The organism is Aliikangiella aequoris (assembly GCF_053709105.1).
Genome location: NZ_CM132298.1, coordinates 379,224 through 402,356 on the forward strand (window position 1 = coordinate 379,224; position 23,133 = coordinate 402,356).

The 23,133-nt window shown below is 40.0% G+C and carries 19 protein-coding genes; 4 read left to right on the top strand and 15 right to left on the bottom strand.

The features are described 5' to 3' along the window. The first annotated feature begins 6 nt into the window (after nucleotides 1–6). Both ACUR5C_RS01720 and ACUR5C_RS01725 read left to right on the top strand, forming a co-directional pair. The gene (locus tag ACUR5C_RS01720) at nucleotides 7–1,110 is read left to right on the top strand and encodes a glycosyltransferase family 4 protein (RefSeq protein WP_454466619.1); all 1,104 of its coding nucleotides are present in this window, start codon (nucleotides 7–9) and stop codon (nucleotides 1,108–1,110) included. 38 nt (nucleotides 1,111–1,148) lie between these two features. Then, nucleotides 1,149–1,949: a sulfotransferase gene (locus ACUR5C_RS01725; protein ID WP_454466620.1), complete on the top strand. Its 801-nt coding sequence runs from the start codon at nucleotides 1,149–1,151 to the stop codon at nucleotides 1,947–1,949. Between the two features lie 3 nt (nucleotides 1,950–1,952). On the opposite strand, the gene ACUR5C_RS01730 is transcribed toward ACUR5C_RS01725, so the two are convergent. From ACUR5C_RS01730 to ACUR5C_RS01740, 3 genes are read right to left on the bottom strand one after another with little or no spacing between them, the layout of a single operon-like run. After that, nucleotides 1,953–3,083, bottom strand: a complete 1,131-nt coding sequence (locus ACUR5C_RS01730) for an acyltransferase family protein (protein WP_454466621.1) — start codon at nucleotides 3,081–3,083, stop codon at nucleotides 1,953–1,955. 43 nt (nucleotides 3,084–3,126) lie between these two features. Further along, nucleotides 3,127–4,161: a polysaccharide deacetylase family protein gene (locus ACUR5C_RS01735; protein WP_454466622.1), complete on the bottom strand. Its 1,035-nt coding sequence runs from the start codon at nucleotides 4,159–4,161 to the stop codon at nucleotides 3,127–3,129. A gap of 38 nt (nucleotides 4,162–4,199) precedes the next feature. After that, a complete protein-coding gene (locus ACUR5C_RS01740; RefSeq protein ID WP_454466623.1) occupies nucleotides 4,200–5,252 on the bottom strand; it encodes an acyltransferase family protein in 1,053 nt (350 codons plus the stop codon). 319 nt (nucleotides 5,253–5,571) lie between these two features. On the opposite strand from ACUR5C_RS01740, the gene ACUR5C_RS01745 reads away from it, so the two are divergent. Further along, complete coding sequence (locus ACUR5C_RS01745; RefSeq protein ID WP_454466624.1) at nucleotides 5,572–6,693, top strand: glycosyltransferase family 4 protein; 1,122 nt, start codon at nucleotides 5,572–5,574, stop codon at nucleotides 6,691–6,693. Between the two features lie 25 nt (nucleotides 6,694–6,718). Here ACUR5C_RS01745 and asnB read toward each other — a convergent pair whose 3' ends face one another. The 5 genes from asnB to ACUR5C_RS01770 are packed head-to-tail and all read right to left on the bottom strand — an operon-like array spanning nucleotide 6,719 to nucleotide 13,388. Continuing rightward, the gene (gene asnB, locus ACUR5C_RS01750) at nucleotides 6,719–8,716 is read right to left on the bottom strand and encodes an asparagine synthase (glutamine-hydrolyzing) (protein WP_454466625.1); all 1,998 of its coding nucleotides are present in this window, start codon (nucleotides 8,714–8,716) and stop codon (nucleotides 6,719–6,721) included. 2 nt (nucleotides 8,717–8,718) lie between these two features. Beyond that, nucleotides 8,719–9,957: a glycosyltransferase family 4 protein gene (locus ACUR5C_RS01755; protein WP_454466626.1), complete on the bottom strand. Its 1,239-nt coding sequence runs from the start codon at nucleotides 9,955–9,957 to the stop codon at nucleotides 8,719–8,721. A gap of 11 nt (nucleotides 9,958–9,968) precedes the next feature. Next, the gene (locus ACUR5C_RS01760; RefSeq protein ID WP_454466627.1) at nucleotides 9,969–11,078 is read right to left on the bottom strand and encodes a glycosyltransferase; all 1,110 of its coding nucleotides are present in this window, start codon (nucleotides 11,076–11,078) and stop codon (nucleotides 9,969–9,971) included. Nucleotides 11,079–11,091: 13 nt separating this feature from the next. Further along, nucleotides 11,092–12,228: a glycosyltransferase gene (locus tag ACUR5C_RS01765; protein ID WP_454466628.1), complete on the bottom strand. Its 1,137-nt coding sequence runs from the start codon at nucleotides 12,226–12,228 to the stop codon at nucleotides 11,092–11,094. A 17-nt stretch (nucleotides 12,229–12,245) separates the two neighbouring features. Continuing rightward, a complete protein-coding gene (locus ACUR5C_RS01770) occupies nucleotides 12,246–13,388 on the bottom strand; it encodes a glycosyltransferase family 2 protein (protein ID WP_454466629.1) in 1,143 nt (380 codons plus the stop codon). A gap of 229 nt (nucleotides 13,389–13,617) precedes the next feature. Between ACUR5C_RS01770 and ACUR5C_RS01775 the strand changes: the two genes are divergently transcribed. Continuing rightward, nucleotides 13,618–14,367 carry a methyltransferase domain-containing protein gene (locus tag ACUR5C_RS01775; RefSeq protein ID WP_454466630.1) on the top strand — a complete coding sequence of 250 codons (750 nt, stop codon included), beginning with the start codon at nucleotides 13,618–13,620 and terminating at the stop codon, nucleotides 14,365–14,367. Between the two features lie 49 nt (nucleotides 14,368–14,416). On the opposite strand, the gene ACUR5C_RS01780 is transcribed toward ACUR5C_RS01775, so the two are convergent. From ACUR5C_RS01780 to ACUR5C_RS01810, 7 genes are all read right to left on the bottom strand, one after another. Beyond that, entirely contained in the window at nucleotides 14,417–16,201 is a 1,785-nt protein-coding gene (locus tag ACUR5C_RS01780) for a serine aminopeptidase domain-containing protein (protein ID WP_454466631.1), read from the bottom strand. Nucleotides 16,202–16,207: 6 nt separating this feature from the next. Then, nucleotides 16,208–18,757, bottom strand: coding sequence for a glycoside hydrolase family 2 protein (locus ACUR5C_RS01785; RefSeq protein WP_454466632.1), 2,550 nt, complete (start codon nucleotides 18,755–18,757; stop codon nucleotides 16,208–16,210). Between the two features lie 48 nt (nucleotides 18,758–18,805). Next, entirely contained in the window at nucleotides 18,806–19,774 is a 969-nt protein-coding gene (locus ACUR5C_RS01790) for a DUF1839 family protein (RefSeq protein ID WP_454466633.1), read from the bottom strand. A gap of 3 nt (nucleotides 19,775–19,777) precedes the next feature. Continuing rightward, nucleotides 19,778–20,707 (bottom strand): amino acid--[acyl-carrier-protein] ligase, encoded by a 930-nt coding sequence (locus tag ACUR5C_RS01795; RefSeq protein ID WP_454466634.1) that lies wholly within the window; start codon nucleotides 20,705–20,707, stop codon nucleotides 19,778–19,780. A gap of 5 nt (nucleotides 20,708–20,712) precedes the next feature. After that, entirely contained in the window at nucleotides 20,713–21,894 is a 1,182-nt protein-coding gene (locus ACUR5C_RS01800) for an acyl-CoA dehydrogenase family protein (RefSeq protein ID WP_454466635.1), read from the bottom strand. 43 nt (nucleotides 21,895–21,937) lie between these two features. Beyond that, the gene (locus ACUR5C_RS01805; RefSeq protein WP_454466637.1) at nucleotides 21,938–22,177 is read right to left on the bottom strand and encodes an acyl carrier protein; all 240 of its coding nucleotides are present in this window, start codon (nucleotides 22,175–22,177) and stop codon (nucleotides 21,938–21,940) included. Between the two features lie 272 nt (nucleotides 22,178–22,449). Continuing rightward, on the bottom strand, nucleotides 22,450–23,124 hold the full coding sequence (locus ACUR5C_RS01810; protein WP_454466638.1) for a fibronectin type III domain-containing protein: 675 nt from the start codon (nucleotides 23,122–23,124) through the stop codon (nucleotides 22,450–22,452). Nucleotides 23,125–23,133 lie beyond the last annotated feature (9 nt).

Here is a 23,133-nt window from a genome sequence, read left to right on the forward strand (position 1 = left end):
GCTGGTATGAGCAAAGAAGAGCGTCGGGTTGTTTACTTTATTGGGACTGAGTTTTCCCGTCCAGTGAGCGGTGGTCAATTGTATAACGCTAAAGTAGTAGAAGAATTCGCTAAACGTGATGACGTAGAGTTTTACCCAATTGACTACCCATGGCCAAATTTTTTAGGCGGGCTGTTATTTGATTTTAAGACCGCTCGCTCTATTGTAAGCCATGACTCTGGCGCAACCGTTATATTTGATGAGTCGATGCATCAACGAATGTTTATTACTTTGCTCACTAGCTTAATCTTTAAGCGTGTTAAAACAGTGATCATGCTGCATCAATTAGCTTATACTCGACGCGAAAACCGGTTGCACTATAGGCTGACTAAAAAGCTCGATGAGTGGATGCTAAAAGCATGTGACATAGCGATATCTGCTGGCATTTGTGTGAAAGAGCTTGCAGAAGAGTTAGCTGGTAAAAAGCACCGACATAAAATTAAAACCGTACTCACCACTGTGCAAAGCGAAGTTAAATATAACGCGGATAAAACCAACCATAGGTTATTGTTTGTGGGTAGCGTGGTGCCGCAAAAAGGCGTTCATTATCTAGTAGAAGCGGTTGCCGCACTTCCACCACAACTCAAACAAAAAATTCGAGTTGAAATTGCTGGCTCACTAAATAATCAGACTTACTTAACCGAGGTCAAAGATTTAATTCATCAGCATGGTCTAGACTCACAGTTTGAGTTTTTAGGGTTGCTAAAATTTGCTCAGTTAGAAAAATCTTATGCTAGTGCGCAGCTCTTTGTTTTTCCCTCTTTAAGTGAGAACATGCCAATGGCCGTGCTCGAAGCCATGACCGCTGGTTGTATTCCAGTCGTTTTTAATAATAGCGCCATGCCTTATCTAATTGAAAATGGTAAGTCTGGATTGATTGTTGAGAATCTTAATAGCCAAGCTTTAACTAAAGCGATTGAAAGTTACTATGCTATGGACGTAGATGCACAGAAAGCATTAGCTTATAGCGCTCATTGTGGCGCGCGTCAATACGCAAAATCTTGGCAAGCGTTAGCCAATGATTATATACAAACAGTACTTGAAGTAAGTAGCAACAGTAATAAAAAATAGGTCTTATAATGGGTCAAATGAATCTTATAAAGTATAAAATGACAAGCGGTATAAAGTATTTAATTCCTGATACCATTCGTCAAAAAATTCACCCACGTCAGCTACAGGCATTTAGTATTGGCACGCCTAAGTCCGGTACTACTTCGGTTGCAGGATTATTTAATCAACATTTTCGCTCTAGTCACGAACCCGAAAGAATAGAATTAATTCATGTAATACACCGCCACTTTCACGGCAAAATGTCTGATGAAGCCTATGTTAAGTGGTTAGTTAAACGAGACAAACGCATTTGGTTAGACATTGAGTCAAACTGCTTTTTGGGGTATCGCCCAGATTTATTATTTAAGGCTTATCCTAAAGCACATTATTTACTATCCATACGTGAGCCACTATCTTGGTTAGACTCAATGCTAAATCATACGATTAACTATCCACCGCCAAGTGAGCAAGTGATTGCTTATTGGCATGATATGTTTTTTAGGCCAAGCGAACACCCACATCAAGCAGAAGATAAAGCCTTGCGAGAGCACAATGTTTATTCCATTGAAGCTTATTTAAAATTTTGGTCGTCTGCGGTAACTCGAGTGCTAGACTGTATTCCTAAAGAGCAGCTATTAATAGTGCCAACTAAACAAATGAAATCTATGGCAAATGAAATTGCGGCGTTTTTAAATATTGAACCAGCAAAACTCGACTACTCAGCAGGACACCTTAATAAAGCGCCTGCAAAGTTTAATTTGCTAGAGTTAGTTGATACTAATTATGTTGCGCAGCGGCATGCAGAATTCTGTATGCCGGTTTTAACTCTGCTTGAGAAAGACTATGGTGTGCGTTTATAGCGATTAGCTGTAGCGCTTTTTTAGCTTTAGAAAAGGATGCTCTATTAAAGCCCAAGAAGCTGCAGCTAGAATCATTGTAAGTAAGAATACACTGCCATAGTTAAATAAAACGAGCATTGCCATTTTGATACCAGAGTAGTTGGCTGCTTCAAATTGCCAGTAGTTATTCCAACAAATCATTATGGGTAAATGAAATAAGTACATGGCATAGCTATATTTTCCTACCAGTTTAATTGGCGCAAATTCTAAAGCTTTGGTTAATGGGGATGTTTGGCGATCAACCACAAAAATAACAACTAGAAAGAACGCCAAAGCTGCAGTCGTTTGGTTTAATAAAGAGACGCCGGCACTGACCGAAATAAAATGATGGAATATAACAATTTGAATCGCAATGATAGCTAGCACTGCGCTAAGTGCGAATACACAATAGCGATTAAGCGGCTCTATTAGTTTGGGTTGTTTAGATATAATGCCTAACAGTGAGCCTAGTGCGATAGCATCCCAACGTGATACCGTAAAGTCATAAGCGGCACTTGCGCCGGTTTCAATTCCGCCCCAGGCTTCTGGGTAGTGGTAAAAAAACCAATAGCGAAATATTGGCGCAGAAACAACGAGTAGCAAGCAGATTTGAATAAGTCTTTTGGGAGATAGCCAAATAACAAAAAGTGGCCACAATAAATAGTACTGCTCTTCAATTGCCAATGACCAAAGATGACCAAAACCTGAATCTCCCATATAAGGCCTTATCCAGTTGTGCATGTATGTCCAAAACCACCACTGATGATCGATAGGTTCTTGGATCCATGTTGGAGCGGCGTTGAAAAGGGGTAAAAGAATAAAGAAAAATGCAAGGGTAATATAGTAGATAGGAAATATTCGTAAACTACGTCGAATATAAAAGTTTTTTAACTGCTGCGGGCTACCTTTATTATCGAGTAATATTTTGGTAATCAAAAAACCAGAGATGACAAAGAAAAGCTGAACCCCAACCCAGCCCATATTGGCTAATAAAGTCATTCCTTTTTCTATCGCTGAGGCTGGCTCATACGCTAAAGAGGCTGATACGTGACCAAACATAACCCAACTTATCGCGAGTGCACGTAGACCATCTAAGCCTCTAATATATTGATTCATAATTCTTGTTATATCCCATTAATTTTTTTATTGCTAAAGCCAGTTAGCTGAGTTCTTTATTAAGAAATATTCTAAAGTATTCTGCAAACCCCGAGAGTTCAGCTTCAAACTCAATTTGCTTTATGTTTTCACCATCTAGAAAGCGTCGTAGCATTAATTTGGGGGTACTACTATCATTAAGCCCTGGCATACAGTTTGTGGCCGAGCGAATGTTAAACTCCTTCAGGACTTTAAAGCTTGTTTCTCCATAGACGCCACTGGGGTAACAAAAATGCCGGGTGTCAGTTTGGGTAATCTCGTCGAGAATTTCTTTGTTTTCCAGTAGTTCTTTACGAGCAGTCGCATAGTCGCTTGGTGGAAAAATATGTCTGTGGGTATGCAATTGAATATCTACGCCATCGTTGAAGAGGGCTTTACATTGCTCGGTGGTAATGTAGCGATAGCAGTCATGCTGAATTAATTCTGATAAGTCTGAATCAAGCAATTGGTCTAGTTGAGGTAGCAGTGCTTGTTTCTGTGTAGCGCTTAGGTGCGCATCAGCATACTGAATTATCCCTTTATAAAAAGCGGTTTGGATAACGGGGCCGGTTAAATCGAACTCTCCTTGCAAGCCGCAGAAAGGCTCATTTAGGGTTACCGTTTGTTTGTTTCCATTCCTAATGAGGTGTTGCAATACAATATTGAATACCATAGTTTGCTTTTGCATGTAGTAACTGCTGACATATAAAGTCCACGGAAAATTAAATGACTTTAAAATGGGTGCCGCGTGGTTATACATTCCGCTCCAGCCATCATCAAACGTAATTACTGTTGCGTAGTCTTCTATTTTATTTTGCTCTAACATATCCACGGCTTGATCTAAGCCAACTACGTTCAGCTGATATTTTTTAATCGTTTCAAGGCGTTGCTTTAATAGCGTCGGTCTAATAAAAAGCCAGTCGAATGTTTTATGCTCTTGATGAAAAGATGTACCGTGATAGCATAGTATTCTCAGCTTATTTTTGGTTTTAGATTTTGCTAGGGCAAATAGCCCCGTATATTTGGCAATATAATAAATGACAAGTTTTAACTTTCTCACGAACATTCCTAAATCTTTTTTTGAGCGGCTCTAACAGGCTAATTGGGAGTAGAGTTAGCGCCAAATCCTTTAAATTTATTTAAATTAATTAAGTATTTCTTTAGTGGCGAAGCAACGTTACGTTCAAAGTAGTAATAAACGCAATAAGATAAGTAAAGTGCAATGAGCGTTACTAATAACACTGCAAGCTCTTCGCCAATTAGCGGAGCTAAATAATTAAGTGCTATTTTCCCTAAAATATTATGTAGTAGATAAAGCGGATAAGTTAACGCACCTAAAGTCATCCAGCTTGAAGTTTTACTCATAGTCCATTTGCCTGCAGCGATAAGCCAAAATATTAAATATAAAATGGCGACTATAGCAACGCTAATCGACTGTTCGAGCTGTGTGGCGTGGGATAAGAATTCAGGCGACATGCGGTAAATCCAATACCCTGAAAGTAGTAGCGAAAGAACTAATACTAGATTATAAAATACTAGATCGCGCTGTTGTTGAAGCATATAAAGACAGACCCCAGCAATAAAAAATGATGAATACTCTGGAGTGATAAACCAGCCCATAAAGAATGGCTGTTTAAAAAAAGTGAATGTGATAGTTGCAACAAGCCAAACGCTTAGCCAGCTTTTAACATGTGAAATAAGATTTAAAGAGAGCAGTGCAAAAATACAAAAGTAAAATTGGAGTTCCTTTGCTAGTGTCCAATATACGCCATCGACATCGGCAAAGCCTACAAAGCTTTGCAGCATGGTCATATTCACAAAGTAAGTCGGTAAGTCGATAGGTTTGTGATCGACTAAAAATACAATTAAAGCGGTTAGGCTCACGCAGAGCCAATATACGGGATATAGCCGCGCAAATCGTGCGATTGCAAAGTCTAAATTGGAGCGGTGCATAGCCGAAGCAAGAATAACAAACCCGCTAATCATAAAAAATAGAGGCACTCCCAAAAAGCCAAATTGAGTAATGACTTCTAAGCTGTCTAATATTGGACGCTGTTTGGGAAAGTCGACAGAAAAATAGGCGACATAGTGAAATAGCACAACACTTAGGGCCGCAATAAAGCGTAGTAGATCTAGTTCTTTTAGTCTCAATGCACAATCCTTATTCAATTAAGCCTGGTAATTATTCTTTTTATTGTTAAGAACGCTTCTCGATGACTTTAAATCTTCACATTGACTTTAAATCTTCACGTTGACTTTAAATTAGGGCCAAACTGGCTAAATTTGAAGAATAATTTGGCATGAAAAATAGCATATTATGCTAAGATCTTCCATCAAAATTGAGTTTCTCGGCTACTATGCTGATTTATCAGGCATTATATTCGTCTTGGTTTTAGCCATAGTATGAGCTGTTCTAGTTAAGCACTTAATAAAACAATACATTTAGCATTAAAGTGATAAAGGATTAATAATGGATAAACCGCGTATAATGATGATGTTTCCAGGGCCTGCAATGACATTTCAGTATACCCACATGGAAAAGTTTAAAGCGTTATCAGAGCATTACTCTGGCTGTATTGTAATTACTGGAGAAGAAGCCGAAACTGGAAAATTAGGTGACTTTGATTATCAAGCGCACCCTGTATTTTCGGCAAACCCGTTTAAGAAAGCTTATCAGTTTTATCAAGCCTGTAAAAATGCACTGGCAAGTCGCGTTAATACGCCCCAAGAAATTGAAATGATCGTTGCATATGATCCAATTAAGTTAGGTCTCATCGGACTGATATTAAAAAAGCTTTATAAAGTGAAATTATTAGTCGAAGTAAATGGCGATTTCACCGCTATTGAAAACCATGCCAGCAGCCGTTTTACTCTAATTAATAAACTACGTCGCTGGGTTTTTATGCGCTTGGAAAAATTTGTGTTAAAACGAGCGGATGGAATTCGCTTGTTATATGACAACCAAATTGAGTGGACTGGTATTGATAAACATAGCCATATCATCGAACGCATTTTTGACTATAGCGGACTGGAAAGTTTTCAATATATTAAGCACACAGATCAGGTTTTGTTTATTGGAAGCCCTTACTATTTAAAAGGTGTTGATATTCTTATCGCGGCCTTTAAAAAGATCGCAACTCAATATCCCTCTTGGAAGCTCACTATCGTTGGCTGGTTTACTAATCTCGACGAAGTGCTAGCAGAAATTGATAATCATCCCCAAATTGAATACCGTAAACCGGTCATGCCTAAAGAAGTTCGTCAGTTAATGGGGGAGTGTGGTTTCTTCGTTTTACCATCTAGAACAGAAGCCATGGGACGCGTGTTGTTAGAAGCGATGGCTAGCCGCAAGGCGAGAGTTGGTAGTAACGTGGGTGGAATTCCTACGGTCATTCAAGATGGCCACGATGGATTGTTGTTTGAACCGGAAAACGTTGACTCACTCGCCCAAGCGCTATCTAAGTTAATGAGTCAGCCAGAGTTAAGGGAGCGTATGGGAGAAAGCGCTCAGCAAAGGCTTGCTGCTGAATTTTGCTTAAGTGAATATATTCGCAAAACACACGCGCTTTATTCGCGCGTGTTAAATCGTTAAGTTTTCGTCAGGGGCAGTTTTAATTTTAATTGGCTTGGTTGGCATACCAAGCCTGAAACATTAAAATTGACCAAAGCGCGGCAGAGTTGTCGCGTTTGCCGCTCAGGTGCTGTTGCCACATTTGAGCTACATGGGATTGGTTTAACAAACCATGTGAATGGCTTTGAGGGTCGATTAACAAGCTTTCGCTCCAGTGTTTTAATGGCCCTTTTAACCAGTCAGCAATTGGCACTGAGAAACCCATTTTAGGGCGTTCAATTAATGCTTTTGGCACTCGTTTAAATAACACATCTCTTAATATGCGCTTAGAAACGCCATTTTGATATTTAAATTCAAGCGGCAAGGTCCAAGCAAACTCGACCACTTTATGGTTTAACAGCGGCAGGCGAGTTTCCAAGCTAGAAGCCATACTAGTTCTATCAACTTTGGTTAGATTGTCGTCCGGCAAGTAGGTTAAAGTGTCCACTGCCATCGCTTTTTCTATAAAGTCGTTTTGTGAATCTAGGTTTGCTATTAAGTCGCTATCTAGCAAGTTGTAATAGGTTGCTGTTGTTTGCGGTATGCTATCTTCCGGCTGACAATAAGCGATCAACATTTCATAAATTTCTGTAGAGTCTCGCTTGGCTAGCATTTTGGCTAGCTTTTGTATTTTTAACCCAACTCGCGTATTTTTATTTGAGCTGCTTAAAGCTTTACTGAGCAAATTATAAATAGTTTCATACATAGCCGGCGGAAACAGCAAGATTGTTTTACTTAAAACTTGCCTAATGGGGTAGGGAAGTCTGTTTAACTTTGTCCAAATTTCAGCCGTATGCGTATACCGATTATAGCCACAAAATAATTCGTCGCCGGCATCACCTGAAAGCGCAACGGTGACTTCTTCTCGTGCCATTTTGCTAACAAAATATGCAGGTAAAACGGAGGAGTCTGCGAAAGGTTCACTCATTATTTGCGGAATGTTTTGCACTAAGTTGAGGCAGTCCTTCGATTCAATAATCATTTCATGATGATTGGTGCCTAAATGCTTAGCAATTTCTGCTGCAAACCCTGCTTCATTATAATCTTTTTCTTTAAAGCCAATGGTAAAAGTGTTTATGGGGACCTGGCTTTGCGCTTGCATGATTGAGGTCGTTAAACTCGAATCTATACCGCCAGACAAAAAAGCGCCAAAAGGTACGTCGCTGATCATTTGATCTTGTACAACGTGATTCAAAAGCTCATCAAGTGACTCAACCGCTTGTGCGTAGCTTAAGTGAGTATTTCGGTTTTCTTTAGAGGTAAAATCCGCTAAATTCCAGTAAGGTTTAGGGCAGATTGTGGCTTTATCTTGTACTGTCTTAGGCGAAAATTTGGCGCTAAACAGCTGTTCTAAACTAAAGCTCAAAATACTTCCGGGTAGCAATTTATAATGTTTTTCGTAGATTGAATCTGGCTGAGGAACGTAACCATATTTTAGATATTGAGGTAGAATAGCGTGATTGACGGGAGCCTTCCAGCTATCTAATTGCTGTAGTGCTTTAAGCTCAGAAGTCCAATAAAAACTGTCTTGATACCAGCCGTAGTAGAGAGGCTTTTCTCCGAGTCTATCGCGGCATAAACTGAGAGTTTGATGTTTTTTATCCCACAATGCAAAAGCAAACATTCCTTCGAAAAGCGCCACCGCTTGGTGTAACCCATAAGCTTCAATTGCTGCCAAAATAACTTCTGTGTCTGAGCCACTACTAAAACTATAGCCTTTAGATTCGAGCTGACTTCTTAAACGTTTAAAATTATAAACTTCGCCGTTGTAAACAATGCAGTAACGTTGTGATGCTGATTGCATTGGTTGACGTCCGTGAGCCGAAAGATCTTGAATAGATAAGCGGGTATGAACCATACCTAATTGGCAGTGAGTGAGGTTTTTTTCTATCCAATAGTCATTATCGTCTGGACCGCGGTGAGCAAGCGAGCGCGCCATTTGTGCGGATAATTGTGGCAAGTTCAAGTCTAAGTTTTGAGTTATAATTCCGGCAATTCCACACATTTTTATTGCGCACCTGCATAGTGATTAAAAAGCTCTGCTAGCTTTTTACCAATAGAAGCATAAGAGTATTCTGCAAGAGCTAGTTCCCTCGCATTCTGCTGAAGACCTTCTCGTTTAGCATTGTTGAAAAGGACACTTTCAATTTGTTCCACATACTCATTGGCGGTTTGTGCAAACAATACGTTTTGATTGTTTTTTACATTAATGCCTTCACAAGCAATTTCGTCGGCGACTATAGCCATGCCGATTGATAGCGCGTCGACAATTTTTAACTTAGTTCCTCCGCCGTCTTTAATTGGGCAAATATAGCACTTTGCTTGATGTAAAAGAGGTAAAATGTCATCGACAAAGCCATGTACGTGAAAACGATCATCTTGGTGGGCTAAGTCGAGAATAGACTGAGGTGGGTTAGCCCCAATAATATCAACTTGCAGGTTGGGATGCTTTTCTTTAATCGCAGGCCATATTTCATTGGCGATAAAATTGACCGCTTCTATATTAGGGTACCAGCTTAAAGTGCCTACAAAAATTAATCGGTCAACTTTTTCTATTTCTGGGTTTGGAACGAAATAGCTAGTGTCAACTCCGTTGGCAATAGTATGGGAGTTAGCATTTGGTGCAATCTCTTGTAATCTTTGGGTGTCAATTTCTGAGCAAGTAAAGTTAAAGTCGAATTTGGGGCAAAATGATTTTTCAAATTTTTCTAAGCGCTTTCCTTCTTGTAAAAAATAAAGTCTCTTAAGAATATTAGGTTCCTTTGAGGCGCGCCGAATTAACATATGTGACTCAATATTGTGGTGGTCAAGAGATGTTTTTACATTGCCACAGTGGACTTTAAATGGGGCTAAGCTGATAGTGTCAAAGTGAACAAAGTCAAATTCGTGCTCCGCCATGAGTTGTTGTATTTTTTCTGCGTACTCATTCGACAATAACCAGTTCATCGTATAGGGAGAGTGCCCAAACAGACTTTTAAAAGCCATCCATTTTTTGGCTAATGGACTTTTGTCTAGAGGAAGTGGGACAAAACTAACGGATTTACAATAAGTTGATAAGTGCTGTTTGGCTTCATTAACTCCTTGCTCTACACTTGGAAATAATGGCCTCATAAGATCTTCTTGATTAAAAGCAAGCAAATGGACGTCATGATACTTTGCCAGTTGCTTTACTAGGTGGTAGCCGCGTTGTAATACTCCGCCTTTAGGCGGATACGGAATAAAATGAGATAACCATAAAATTTTCATAAATTTTTTCTTTATTTTATCTGACTAATGAGTTGATATGCTGAAATATATTGATTCAACATTTGTTGAACCGAAAAAACGACTTGGGCTTTTTCTTTATTAGCGATGCTAATTGCAGCAGCTTGTTTGGGTTCTTGAATAATATTTAAGACATAGGCACTAAGTAATTCTTCATTTTCTAAGGGGTAAACGAAGCCATTAACGTGTTGCTCAATGAGTTCTCTATTGCCACCAACATCACTAACAACGCAAGGCAAACCTGCTGATAATGCCTCTATAATGCTACAAGACAAACCTTCACTTGCAGAGGTTAAAATAAATAAATCTGCATCGTGTAAAATTTGTTCAACATCATCTCGCTCACCTAGCAAAAATACCTTTTCTGTGAGATCTAAATCTACAATGAGTTGTTGTAGGCGTTCAAACTCTGGCCCACCTCCAACAATAAAAAGTTCCGCTTGGTTGGTATTTAAAAGTTGACTAAGCTCACGAATTTGATGACTGTGTCGCTTTAATGGGATTAGTCTGCCAACACTTACAATTTTAGTCGCATTGGGGTCACCAATATTCTTTATACTGGCTTGAGGGTTACTCTCTAAGAGTGATGGCTTAGGATCAAATCCGTTGTAGATGCAGGTTATTTTTTTGGCGAGCGGAATATAGTCATGGTAAAACGCCTGCATGTCTTTTGACACAGCAACGAGTTGTGTATTGAGCTGTTGCGCAATACGTAATAGACAACCTCTACCAACGCGCTCTTCTACCATATATTTGTCGTGTAATGTGCCAATATGTGGAATTTTATTGCGCCAACAACCCCACAGAGCCCCAGTGATAGAGCCGTACAAATGACTATGGAGAACATCAATTTTATGTTCTTTTAAAAGCTGTGAAAAATTCCGACTAAATTGAAAAATGGTTTTAAGCGATTTGTATTCTGTTAAATAAGGGATAACGACATGTTCAATATTTAGTGACTCTGCTGTTTCGCTGATATAGGGATTACCAAAGTGAAAAATAGTCACTTGATGATCACTTTTCTGTATGGCTTCGGCAAGCCTTATTAGCATTGTTTCTGCGCCGCCAACACCTAGCGTATCAATAAACTGAGCTATTTTCATGGTAGTTGCTCCGTTAGTTCTTCAACATTGAGTCATAAAGCTTTAAAAACTTCCCTGCGTTGTTTTTGGCAGAGTAGTTTAGCTCAATATTTTGTTTCGCTGCGGACACTTTAGCTTGTGTGGCTGTTTGGTTAGTAAGCAGTTCATCTAGCCCTTGCGCCAAAACTTGCGGAGTCTGTGAGTCAACTAATAGACCACACTCACCCTGCTTTAGTGCCGCTGGAATTCCACCGACTTTTACCGACATAATTGGCGTACCAATTGCCATTGCTTCTAGTAGAGTCATGGGTAAGCCTTCGTGATCAGAAACAATAACTAGCGCATCTAGTGATGCTATCGCCGCGTATATTTCCTGTGTGTGCCCGGCGAATTGAATATTGTTGAGTTGTAAGTCGTTTGCTTGCTGTTTAAGCAAAGGGGCCAATGGACCGTCACCATATACAATAAATTCAACTTCGCTCGACTGGTTCTGCTGCCAATAATGCGCCAACTCAATAAAGCAATCAACTCGCTTTACTGGCACAAGCCTTCCTACAATTGCTACCCGTTTAGGTTGCTTTGTTGGAGGATTATACGATTGCAAAAAAGCTTCAATGGCTCTTGTATTGACTCCGTTCTCGATAACTTTAATTTTATCTTTAGAAAACTGATGACTCAGACTTTCGGCTAATTGCTCAGACACAGCAACTATATACTTTTGCCAGTATTCTCCCATCCAGAGTTCAACTAAGTTTAAAAGCTTTTTATGAACTTTAAGAAAACCATAGTGATGCTCAGCATGCCCGTGACAACTACGTAGTGTTGCAATGCTATTACAAAATTTAGCAGAAATTGCGCCAATAATGTTTTCTTTAAATCGATGTGTGTGAATTATTTGCGGCTTTTCTGTTTTAATAATGCGAATGCAACGCTGAATAATTTTTACGATGTTAAATTGACTCTCGTTTATAACATAGACTTTAATGCCGATTGACTTTAAGCGAGTTTCAAGCTCACCGTGGTTGAGTAAGATAACGCAAACTTGCTGGGAAAAGTCGTGCTTGAGTGAATCACACAAGGTAAACAGTTGCGCTTCTGCGCCCGCCCACAGATCACCAGAAGCAATTTGTAATACCTTGAGCGGTTGATTAGAAACGGATTGCTTTGACATAAGAGGGTCGGCCTTAGTTAGCGCTTAGATGGCGCCCAAACGGTAACTCGTTTGCCACTAATATATTGTAGAGTTGCATGAGCAATCGCTAAATTGACCTGAACAAAAAAATAGGGAATTTTTATGAGCGAAAAAGCACGTGCTTTTGCTGACATCCAGCCTAATAGGGCGACAAGATAAAAACTTACTTGAGCAAGCATTAGTAGTTGGTAAAAGCTGTGTTGCGAAACTAATAGTAAATTGCTTATGAAGCACAGTATAAGAAACCAAGGAACTGTCCAGCGCATTAATTTATGTGAAATTAACTGGAACGAGAAAAGCCCATATTTGAATGGGTTTAGAAATTTGGGTTTAGCAAACAGCGCAGCAATGCCGCGAATAACCGTTCTTACTTTACGCTGATACTCTTTAGTTTCATCTTTTAAATTAGGATAAAAGCCAAGCATTTTAGGTTCGGAAATTGCGATGTAACCTTGGGAGTAACAGTTAATTGCGGTGTTAAAGTCGCTAGGGACTGAAATATCCCAAGTTTGACAAATGCTTCTACGAGCACTAAAAAAAGAGCCGCTAAGCCCAACTAGGGTATTTACTGCAGCTTCTTGTTGGCGTAGCCACATTTCGTATTTAACATAGGCTCCTTCGCCGGCAATTGTCCCATCTTCTGAAATAAAGCGATCTTCGCTTGAAACGGCACCAACTTTTGGATTTTGGAATGCGTTAGCGATAACCTTTAGTGCATGCGGCTCAATTTTAGTACTAACGTCGGAGAAAACTAAAATATCACCTTGTGCGGCTTGAATCGCTGACTTTTGGGCGTTTTCTTTACCTTTGCGCTCAGCAACATGAACCAAGCGCACCCCTTGCGAGGCAAAATCCGTCACTATTTGATTGGTTTTATCGGTAGAGCCATCTGAAGCGACCAATATTTCGAGTAATTCTTGAGGGTATTGGGCAGCTAAGGTATTTTCTAATTTTGACTTTATTTGTGACTCTTCATTAAATGCCGTAATAATAAACGTCATTGAAGGTAAGCTTGAATCATCAACTGTAGCGCCTGTGCTGGCTTGCCTTTTAGGTAGCAATAATAAAATTATTGGGTAAATAAAATAGCTATAAGCAACACCAATGAGGCTTACGACAAGAAGTATATTGAGGTTCATTGTTGTTATCTTTCCATGATGATATTTAAATAATTCTCCGCCGAATGAGGCGTTTTAAATAGTTCCGATAGCTTATGTTAAAAGCGTCCAAATGTATAGGTTAAATCAACATTTGATGTGCTTTAAAGGTGGACTTCTTTCATGACAAATGACCATTTTATATGCTAATGTTAGCCCCGAATAGATTTCCCTTATTGCTGATAAAATATGACTTAAAGGATTGAAAAAAATGAATATTTTAAAATTATTGGTGAGTTTTTCGCTGCTGACATTAAGTGTGGTTTTGGTCGGTTGTGCGGAAGAACCCAAACCGGTTCCTAAAAACAAGTTTGAGGAAGCTGTCTTTAATCCTGAACGTCCTCCTAAAGATGTTGAGCTAGATAGCCAGTCTAAACCAGTTGAAATGCTCAAGCTTATGGATTTAAAGCCAGGGATGAAAGTATTAGATATTTATGCTGGTACGGGCTATTTTAGTGAGCTAATGAGCTATATGGTTGGCGATAGCGGACACGTTTATTTGCATAATAAACCTAAAAACGTTGAAAAATCCACAGCCCGCTTTGTTAATAATCGGCTGCCGAATGTTTCTCCATTAGTTGGCAGCTTAACTCAATTTAAAGTACCTGAAGCGGTAGATTTTGTATTGGTATCTAAAGTATTTCATGATCTTTTTACCAGCGATGATGCACTGCAGAATGCACAGGCATTTTTTACAGAATTAGACAAAGCCGTTAAACCCGGAAGTAGAGTTTTTGTTGTTGATCATAGTGCCCCGAATGGAAGCGGTTATTCGCAAACCAGCAAAACTCATCGAATTGCTGCAGAATATGTGGTTAAAGTCTTTGCTGATAATGGCTACCAATTAGCTAGTCGCTCTAATTTATTAGCTAATCCTAATGACTCTAAAACTCTCAATATTTGGGAGCCAAGTGTTTTCAAAAAAACCGATAAATTTATTCTAATATTTGAAAAACAATAATCCATAGTAAAAACTCATGAAATAAGTCAGCTGAAGTAATTCGGCTGACTTATTCTGATTTTAGTATGCGGCTAAATACACGATAAAACTCCTGCCGACTCTCAAAAGTGGAGAAAGTATGATCGGCGTTTTTAACATCATAAAACTCAATGTCGCCAGATTTAATTCCCTGTGGGACTTGGCTTGGCGCTTCGCTTTTAATTAGTGCCTTGCCTGGATCTTTAGAAGCAACAATGACATTCAGCTTTATTTTTTGTTGTGCTAATTTGCTTAAGTCTTTATCTAGTTGGGTAATCGGAACGCCCTTAAATAGTCGCTTTAGTTTGCGTGCAGGGCTAGTAGCCAATCGGCTTATTCCCCGCAATACAAATTTGAGCAGATGTAAAAAGTTGCTTTGTCCAAAGATAATCTTTTTCCACTTACTTAAGCTAAAAATACTTTGCCGATATTGGAGCATTTCAGTAGCCATGTTTTGATCTTGAAAATTATAAACCTCTGCTCCTTTACGGCGATAAAAGGCCAGTGGGTTAATCATGGTAATGTTTGAAACTGGAATGCTAGAACACTCAAGGACGCTGTGCAAAACATTGTGAGCGCCAGAGCACAATCCTGCTAGGTGAATTGAGGAGTACCCATAGGTAGCAACAAGGTGCTGCGAAAATGCTGCTATATCACGGGTTGAATAAAGTGGATAGGGATCGTTTTCGTCGCGCGAGTCAGCGTTTAAACTGTCACCTAAATTACTTAAGTCGAAACGGACGATATGAACACCTTGAGCTGCCAAGTACCGGCAAAGCTCAGTATAAATTCTATTAGGACCGACTTTGTGAACCGAACCAGAGTTTGCTAGCAAGACGACTGTGTCATTTGTTGATGAGGTTGCAGGTTGAGTTAATATGCCGACTAATTGGTTGCTTGGCTCAACGATGATTTGCTCGTTAAAAGCTTTATCTGGACTCGAATTGACAGCTGAAAAACTGTCTATAGACTGCGGGTTAAGAGCAATTGTCGCAGCATGACAGTGTTGTTTTAACCAACCTTGAATTGAGTCGATAGTTTGATAAGGAATTTGAGTATTCTGCGGCTCAGCCATCATTTCATTAAATCCGCGCGAGCGTAGGCAGGTTACTTTGCCGGGCAGTAATTGGCTAATATGAGAGCTAAGTTTTTGTGCGCTGGGCGCTTCTTCTCTATCGACTATGAGTACACTTTGAGACTTTAATTGTGCCATTTTGAGTAAATTTAATTGGCTTATATCGTCAGCTGTTTGTTGTGAAAGAATAAAGCCACCACTATCAATAAAATCAGCCTTTTCATTTGGCTTTTGCTGGTGACTTGCCAATTTTTGTGCGATTTGTAGTTCTCTCACATAGGCTTTACCTTTAACACAAGGTGCCCATAATATTAAATGCTCAATAGACAGCTTAGTGGCCAACTCAGCGGCTAAAGTCGCGCCTAGTCTAAGTCCGATTAAAGCTATTTGGGTAACCCCTAGGTTTGTTTTTAAGCAATCAACCGCTTGTTGAATATTATCAATGAAGGTTGTCACTCGATCCGCTTGCAACAAATCAGAAAATGAATCGCCTGTGCCATTGTAGTCGAGCCTTAGGCTGGCAAAATTTTGGCTAGCAAATTGGTCTGCTAAACTGCGTAAGCTGCGCTGCGAATGAGTGTATTCATAGCCAAAAGGTGGACAAATAATCACTCCCGTAGAACTTATCTCGGGAGAGCCTAGTGGTAGGTGTAAAGTGGTATAAACCGCTTGGTCGCCTTGGTTAATCCAAATAGCTTTGCGTTTCACTTGTTTGAGCGAATCTAACGGGTTTGGCTGCATAAAGTACTAATCGTTTTCTTGTAAAGTAATAGGGAAGGTGGAAGTTAAGTTTAACGCAGAAACCTCTCCTCTAAAGCGAGCTGTGGCGTTGTCATTGGCATTCAGCATAACTTTGATGGGGCGGTTAGCGGCTAAGTGAAAATAGTTACATTGTGGTGAGTAACCTTTCACTTTTATCCGCACGTATTGCATAAATACGCTCGCACTTAAGGTTAATAACAGCTTGTTCTCGTCAATAACCGTAGCAGTTGCGCTTACGTTTGGCTCGCTTATCTCTGGTAAAAGCTGATCGTGAGTGAATAAATAATCTTGATGAATGCATAGCTCATTTTGTTCGCAATCTAGTAGCTCACAATGAATAATATCAAATTGAGGGGGGCCAAATCGATAAGCATAACCAGTATCGTAAAATCCGCCGACAGCTTCTTCTACACTGACTTTTAGTTTTTCATTTGGATCTACATTGATGGTTTTTTCGCTTTGCGCAACGCTAGTATTAGGATACTTAATTAAATTGATTTTTAGTTTACCCTTAAGCTTCTTGGGATGCTCATTAATCAGTGTGACAAAAGCACCGTTTAAGCCTTCATTGGTGATTAAAGCCGCGCGGCTTGCCCATACGTTTTGTAATTGGAAGTAGCTAGCTTTAGGAATATCTTGACTATCAATAATGCCAAATCCGGCGCACGGCCAAAAATCTTTATTAAACCAAATGAGACCACCGTTGCAGTCACTATCAAATTTTCGCCATTGACGAAACACTCGACTAATTGCTACTCCAGTAACCACGCGCGAAAGCGCAATAAATTTGTCGACATGACTCCGCTTTAAGTCGTTTGCATTCACTTTAAAAATATCATTTAAATAAAAATTTCTAATATCTTCAAAGTCCCAACCTGCCCCAAGATCTCGGGGAGTGCGCAGATTCCATTGGTTACTGTAAGGGAAGAGGGTTTGCTTACCACTAACTAATTGGATAGTTTCGTCTTCGGGAATATGTGGCAGACCCATACCTTCAGATGCAAATTTTATTCTATGTTGATCGCTAGATTCTGTTGGGTGCCTGTAAGCACCCACCGACCAAAAGTGAGCAACACCTTGGTCGAGATGAAAAGGTAATACACCACCAGAAGGAGACGAAGGAATATAAGGTATAGACTGAGCTAACTGATTGCAGACCTTGGGTAAATAGGTGTCAAAAAACTCATTACTCCAAAGTGGTTCAGGCATTCCAAACATTGCCGCTTGAGCGGCGATATCTGTATTTCCGCAAAATAAAGCCAAGCAAGCATGTTGCGACAGCCGCTGTACTTGTTGGTAGGTTTCAGTTTCAATATTGGTTTGAAAGTTAGCATCTTCTGTAGGGTAATCCATACTTGCAAACATGAAGTCTTGCCAAACTAATATGCCAAGCTTGTCGCACAGCTGATAAAAATTATCACTTTCATATATCATCGTTCCCCCAACCCGAATCATGTTGAGGCCGCTCTGCTTTAACATTTGTAAATGCTTTTCAAGACTAGGCAAGTCAGTGTCTAACCCAAAATAGTCGCTGACTGTCCAGCAGGTACCACGGCAAAATATTAGCTGATGGTTAAGTTTAAATTGAGTCGTGGATTGATTGCTTATCAGTTCAACAGATTTAAATCCAAGTTGACCTTGTTTAACACAAATATTTTGCTGTTCAGTAGATACAATGAGTTGATACTCATATAGCTGTGGTGTGCCATGAGTGTGGGGCCACCAAAGTTCAGCATTGTTAATTTGGGTGTCAATTGAAAGTGTAGCATAGGAATCATGCTGTGAAATTTGCAACGGATAGTGTGCACCATTAATTTCAATGTAGGCAGACAAGTTTGTATTAGACAGTTGGTTTAGCTCTAGCCTTGCTGCGAGCTTTAGCATGGCTTGGTTATTGTGACTAAAAGCATGTATCTTATAGTCACTAAGTGTTAATGGCGCGCTCGGTTGAAGCTGAATCTTTCGCCAAGGACCTATAGGAGTAAAGGGGGGGGTCCAAACATCAACTCTGCCTAAAACTGTTTGTCTAACCCAGCGCATATGTTGGTTATCAACTAGCTTAGTTTTCCAGCGAGGTCGTGGGTGACGTTGTTGTAAAAAAGATTCGACTGAACGAAAGCAAATAGCTAAGTGATTGTTTGCTTTTAATCGTTCTTTAATCAATACATGGTGTTGGATAAACATGTTTTGGCTAGACAAAATCATTTCGCCATTTAGCCAAACTTCACACAAAGTAGCTAAACCTAAAAACTGGAGATATTCAAAGTTGTGATCAGGCTGGCTACTAAATTCGGTTGAATACCACCAATCATGATCGTCATATTTAAAGTGAGGTTCCCAAATGGGAGCTGACTCTATCTGGTTTAGTGCCATTGCAACTGTGCCGGGCACAATAGCTTCAATACTATTTAATTGGCTGTCGAATAACTCTTTTGGTGATGTGAATTGCCCCGGCTTAGTTTTAAAAAGCTGCCATTGAGTGTCTAGTTCATAGCAAGCGTTTAAAGTGTTGCACGGCTCGGTTAGTTGGGGCATAGGTTTTTCCAAGTCAATTAAGCCAAAGTGTTATGGTTAAGCTCTTACTTAGTCGTTTTGTTTAAGGGCCAGTGTGGCATTTTCCCAATGTTGCGCAAGCTTATCGATAACGCCTAAATCGAGCGGTTTACCTCGGCTCACAGAGCGCGCCAATTGAAACTGATACACTTTGGTTATTTCTGATATTTGCTTAAATTGTTGTGCAGCTTGGCTTAAGTTCTCAACTTTATGTAAAGTTAGCCAGTTAAGATAGTTAGCTGCAAGTTCAAAGCAGGCTCCAAACTGACGGAAAGTTACAAAGCAATATTGATGAAAAGTTTCAATATTTTGAGTTAGCAACCAAGCAAAATCAGTTTCAAATCTTTCCCGAAAAGCGATAAATGGATTAATCTCTGGTAGATGTGTCAGTTGCTTTTTAAGTAGCTCATGGGAGCGACTTGCTAGCTCTTCCGTTGAGTAACGGCGCAGCTTTTTCAATTTAGCAATCTCAACATAGGGGGCAAGAATTGAACTGGAATCTTGCTTATCTAAATGAAATATTTTGCGAAAGTCTTCCCCTTCTAACGAGTAGTAACCTTGCGCATGAAAGTATTCTAAATAATGATTTTTAGCGTCTATTTTATTAATAGAGACTGTTGTTTTTACATGTTCTCGTTGATAAGCCGTGCCTGCTGTGTCCGGCAAATACATTGAGTCTAGCTCAACTAAAAAGGCCCGTCCAAGATTCAGCTGCTCTTCAATATGGGAAATTAATTCTTTCCAAATCACAAGCTCTTGAACTTCAATGCCGTATAAGTCGTATAGATCGTTTAATTGAAATTTAAAAAATGTCCACTGATCGCCTTCAAAATCGGCGCTTAAAGTAAAGGGCATTGCCGCGATGGGCTCAAGCCCTAAGGCATGCAGTTGTTCAATCCAAACATCGACATAGCAGTTGGTTTCGGCCCAATCTCTTTCTTGAGTATGAATGCTATGGTTTTGGTAATTTTGTGGCGAAACATCTAAAAGACTAAACATCAACTAGAGCCCCAATACACGCTTAACTTCAGCTGGCCAATTGTTGAGTTCAAAGCCATGTGTTTTGAGTAGGGCTAAAGCGATTCTTTCTAGCCCAAAACCAATGCAAGCCGTATGGGCATATTCGCCATCTGGCGTGGTAATATTAAACTCTTTACCAAAATGGTCGAGGTGGCAGTTACTAGAGGAAATTGCAGTGAGCTTTTCGTTTGAAGCGATTGGTACTACGATTTCAAACTTAAGTTCTTGCTCTTGCTGAGTGGCAGCCATTACTCTGCCGCCACGTCCAAAAAATGGGTCGTTAGCGAGCTCGGCTTTTACGGGTAAGCCTACCGAGCGAAGAATTTCTTGACCTTTTTCTAGCCAGTAATCGCGATGTTCTTTTGCCTGTTGCGGAGTACCTAAACGCACAAATTCACGCTGTCTAAATATTTGCATACGCGCAGGATCGGGTGAGGGTTCATGTCTAAATACAAACGCCCTTAAATCGACAATTCTACCGGCTTTAGGTAAAACTGTATTTGCTGCAGTTGGGTACAATGGATAGCATGCTGCGGGAACCATCATCACGTCGGTTGGTGCTAGCTCGCTAGTCCAGTCTTCGCCATCTAATTTCTTATTGATCATTGCAACGTGTTCACGCTGACTTCCTTTAAAGGTATGAACTGAGCCCATTAGATCAGGCATTGTTTCAATATGATCAGTGGATAAATAAGTTTGGCGGTTTAATATTGGCGGAAAACGCATGACTTCAGGGTTAAGTGCTTTTCCTTGTGAGCTAACATAGCGTTCAAATGCTTCGACTATGTACTCAAAAGTACCACTTAAGCCATAAACGCCACTAACACCTGATGGAATAAGTAAGCCAGCTTCAATTAATTCTTCTCGGTAACTATCGTATTGACCTTCCAGGGTCGCATGTGAATTACACATTTTTATTACTCCTTGTGCATAATAACTAAAGAAGAGTTATGCATCATAATTCGATCATTATTAACCATCAGCGATGCACCATAGGCGTCTCTAATATGACGACAAAGCGATAATTCTGACTGGTTGCGATAGCTTGCAATTCCGCAAATCATCATCGCTTCGCCAACAATCTCGATTAAATGTTTAGAGCTATTAATTTTTAGGTTATTAATTCTAATCGCAAAGCCGAAATTACTAAATGCGTCGCTGTCGCCGGCATCAAGTAAATTGGTATATTCAATAACCGCTGCACTAACGTTATTACGCATCGAGTGCAACTTGGTATCTACTTCTGCCAGCCGAATAGAAGATATGGGTGGCATGTTTGGATTGCGGCGAATGGCATTTTTCACGAACTGACGTGCTTTAGCGACAGCTGATGCAGCAATTCCTGACCATAAAGAGGCCCATACAATATGTGAGTATGGATGCATGGTTTGGCTAAGCATTTCAGCAAAAGGTGTAGGGCAAATTTGTGCAGCGTTGGCTTTGGCTGTAACTACAAAACCAGAGCTACAAGTTCCTCTAAAGCCTAAGGTGTCCCAATCAGAAATTGGCTCTACACTATACTGGTTTTTGCTTATTAGCACGCCAACTTGATCGCTTTTAGGTGCTTCAGGATTTCTTCGTGCGGTTATGATTAGGTCGTCGGCATATTCTGCATACGAAATGACAGGGGCTTTTTTTACTAAATCAAAAGTATCGTCATGCGCTTCTACTGCACAAAAACTAGATAAAAGGTCACCGCCTATGCCAATTTCTGTGGTAGCGGAAGCAATTAAGCGCTGTTCGTTAACTAGTTGTTTACTGTAGTCGACAAAATAGTCGGTATCGAGACAGTGGTGGATTATGCAAGCCACCTGAATTTGGTGCATTGCGTAGATCATTGCGGTAGAACCACAATATTGACCTAACGCTTCACAAATTTTTCCGGTTTGAGCTATGTCTAGGCCCATTCCGCCAAGTGATTCGGGAACATAGCTACTCATTAATTTTAGCGACTTTAATGCGTCGATGCCTTCTTGTGGGAAACGAGCTTTTTCGTCGACATCGGGGGCGTGCTTAGCGATGATATCTGCGCCAATTTTGTGAATTTGCTCGAGAAGCGAGTTGAAGGCTTGTTTTTGTTGTTGCTCGTTTTTCTGCATGATTTCTAGTTCCATTAAAATCGTTGGCTTTTCGAGTTGAAGTTTAGTCGGCTAAGTCTTCAATAGTGTCCGCTATGGCGTTGATGCTACCAAAAGTTTTACGACTTAAAGCAGAATCTGGAAACTCGATGTCAAATTCGTCTTCTAGTGCGAGCATTAACCCAACTGTGGCTAAAGAGGTAAGTCCGGCCTGATATAGGTCACTGTCATCTTTAAGATTGGCTACGGATTCCGTAAGTCTTCCATGCGAAGAAAGGATGTCTCTGATCTTTTCGCTATTCATATTACTTCCCTTAAAACAAAAATGTGGAATAAATCTCAGGTATTATAAATAAATGACCTAGGAAATCATAGCTGAAAACGTGCATTCATTTAATTTAATAGTTTGATAGGCTAAAGAATCAGTTTTGAGCAAGCATTATTTATTGTAGGTTGCTTGACGATGAGGCTAACTTATTGTTTTTATCGGTTATTTGATATGGGAAATAAAAGTGATCAATAGGCGCTAAATAAAGCGCCTTAGGCTTATTTTAGTACAAAGCTGAGTTCTGTCGCTTAGTTACCAGTGAATTTATTGGCAATATTAGAATAGTCGCTCTCAATCCCTTGGCTGTTGATAGCGGTTACTGCAAAATAATAAGTAGTGTTGGGTTTTAACTCGTCAATAACGTGGGAATAGGTTTGCGGGTCATCAATAGTCACTTTCGGGCTAAGTGTCTCAACTGATTCGCCGACGTAAATTTTAAATCCAATTAAGTCTTCTAGCGGGGAGTCGTCAGTATTTGTCGATGGTGGGTTCCAACTAACACTTGCCATGCCGGTAAGGTTGTTGACATTTACACTGATGCTTGAGCTGTGAGATAGCCCGCCACTATCTGTCACTGTCGCCGTAATATTATGCGTACCGACAGATAAGCTTGTAGAAATGTTAGCGCCACTTCCAAGCTCTCCGCTAATATCCGAAGTCCACACTATGCTTCCGCTGAGATCTCCGTCTTCACTGTCAACCGCTGTGGCAGAAAAGTCGATTGAGGATTGACTGTTTGCGTCAAAGTTATTGCTAGGTGAAGTGATTGTCACCACTGGCGCTAAGTTAACAGGATCTTGGTTGGTCGTTTCTGGATCGCCTTCGCTACCGCCACCGCAAGCAGTAATGGTGATCAAATACGGCAATAATAAGCAATAAAAGCCAATATTTTGTAGAAAGGAGTTATTTTTTCGCAACGACATTTACAGAGT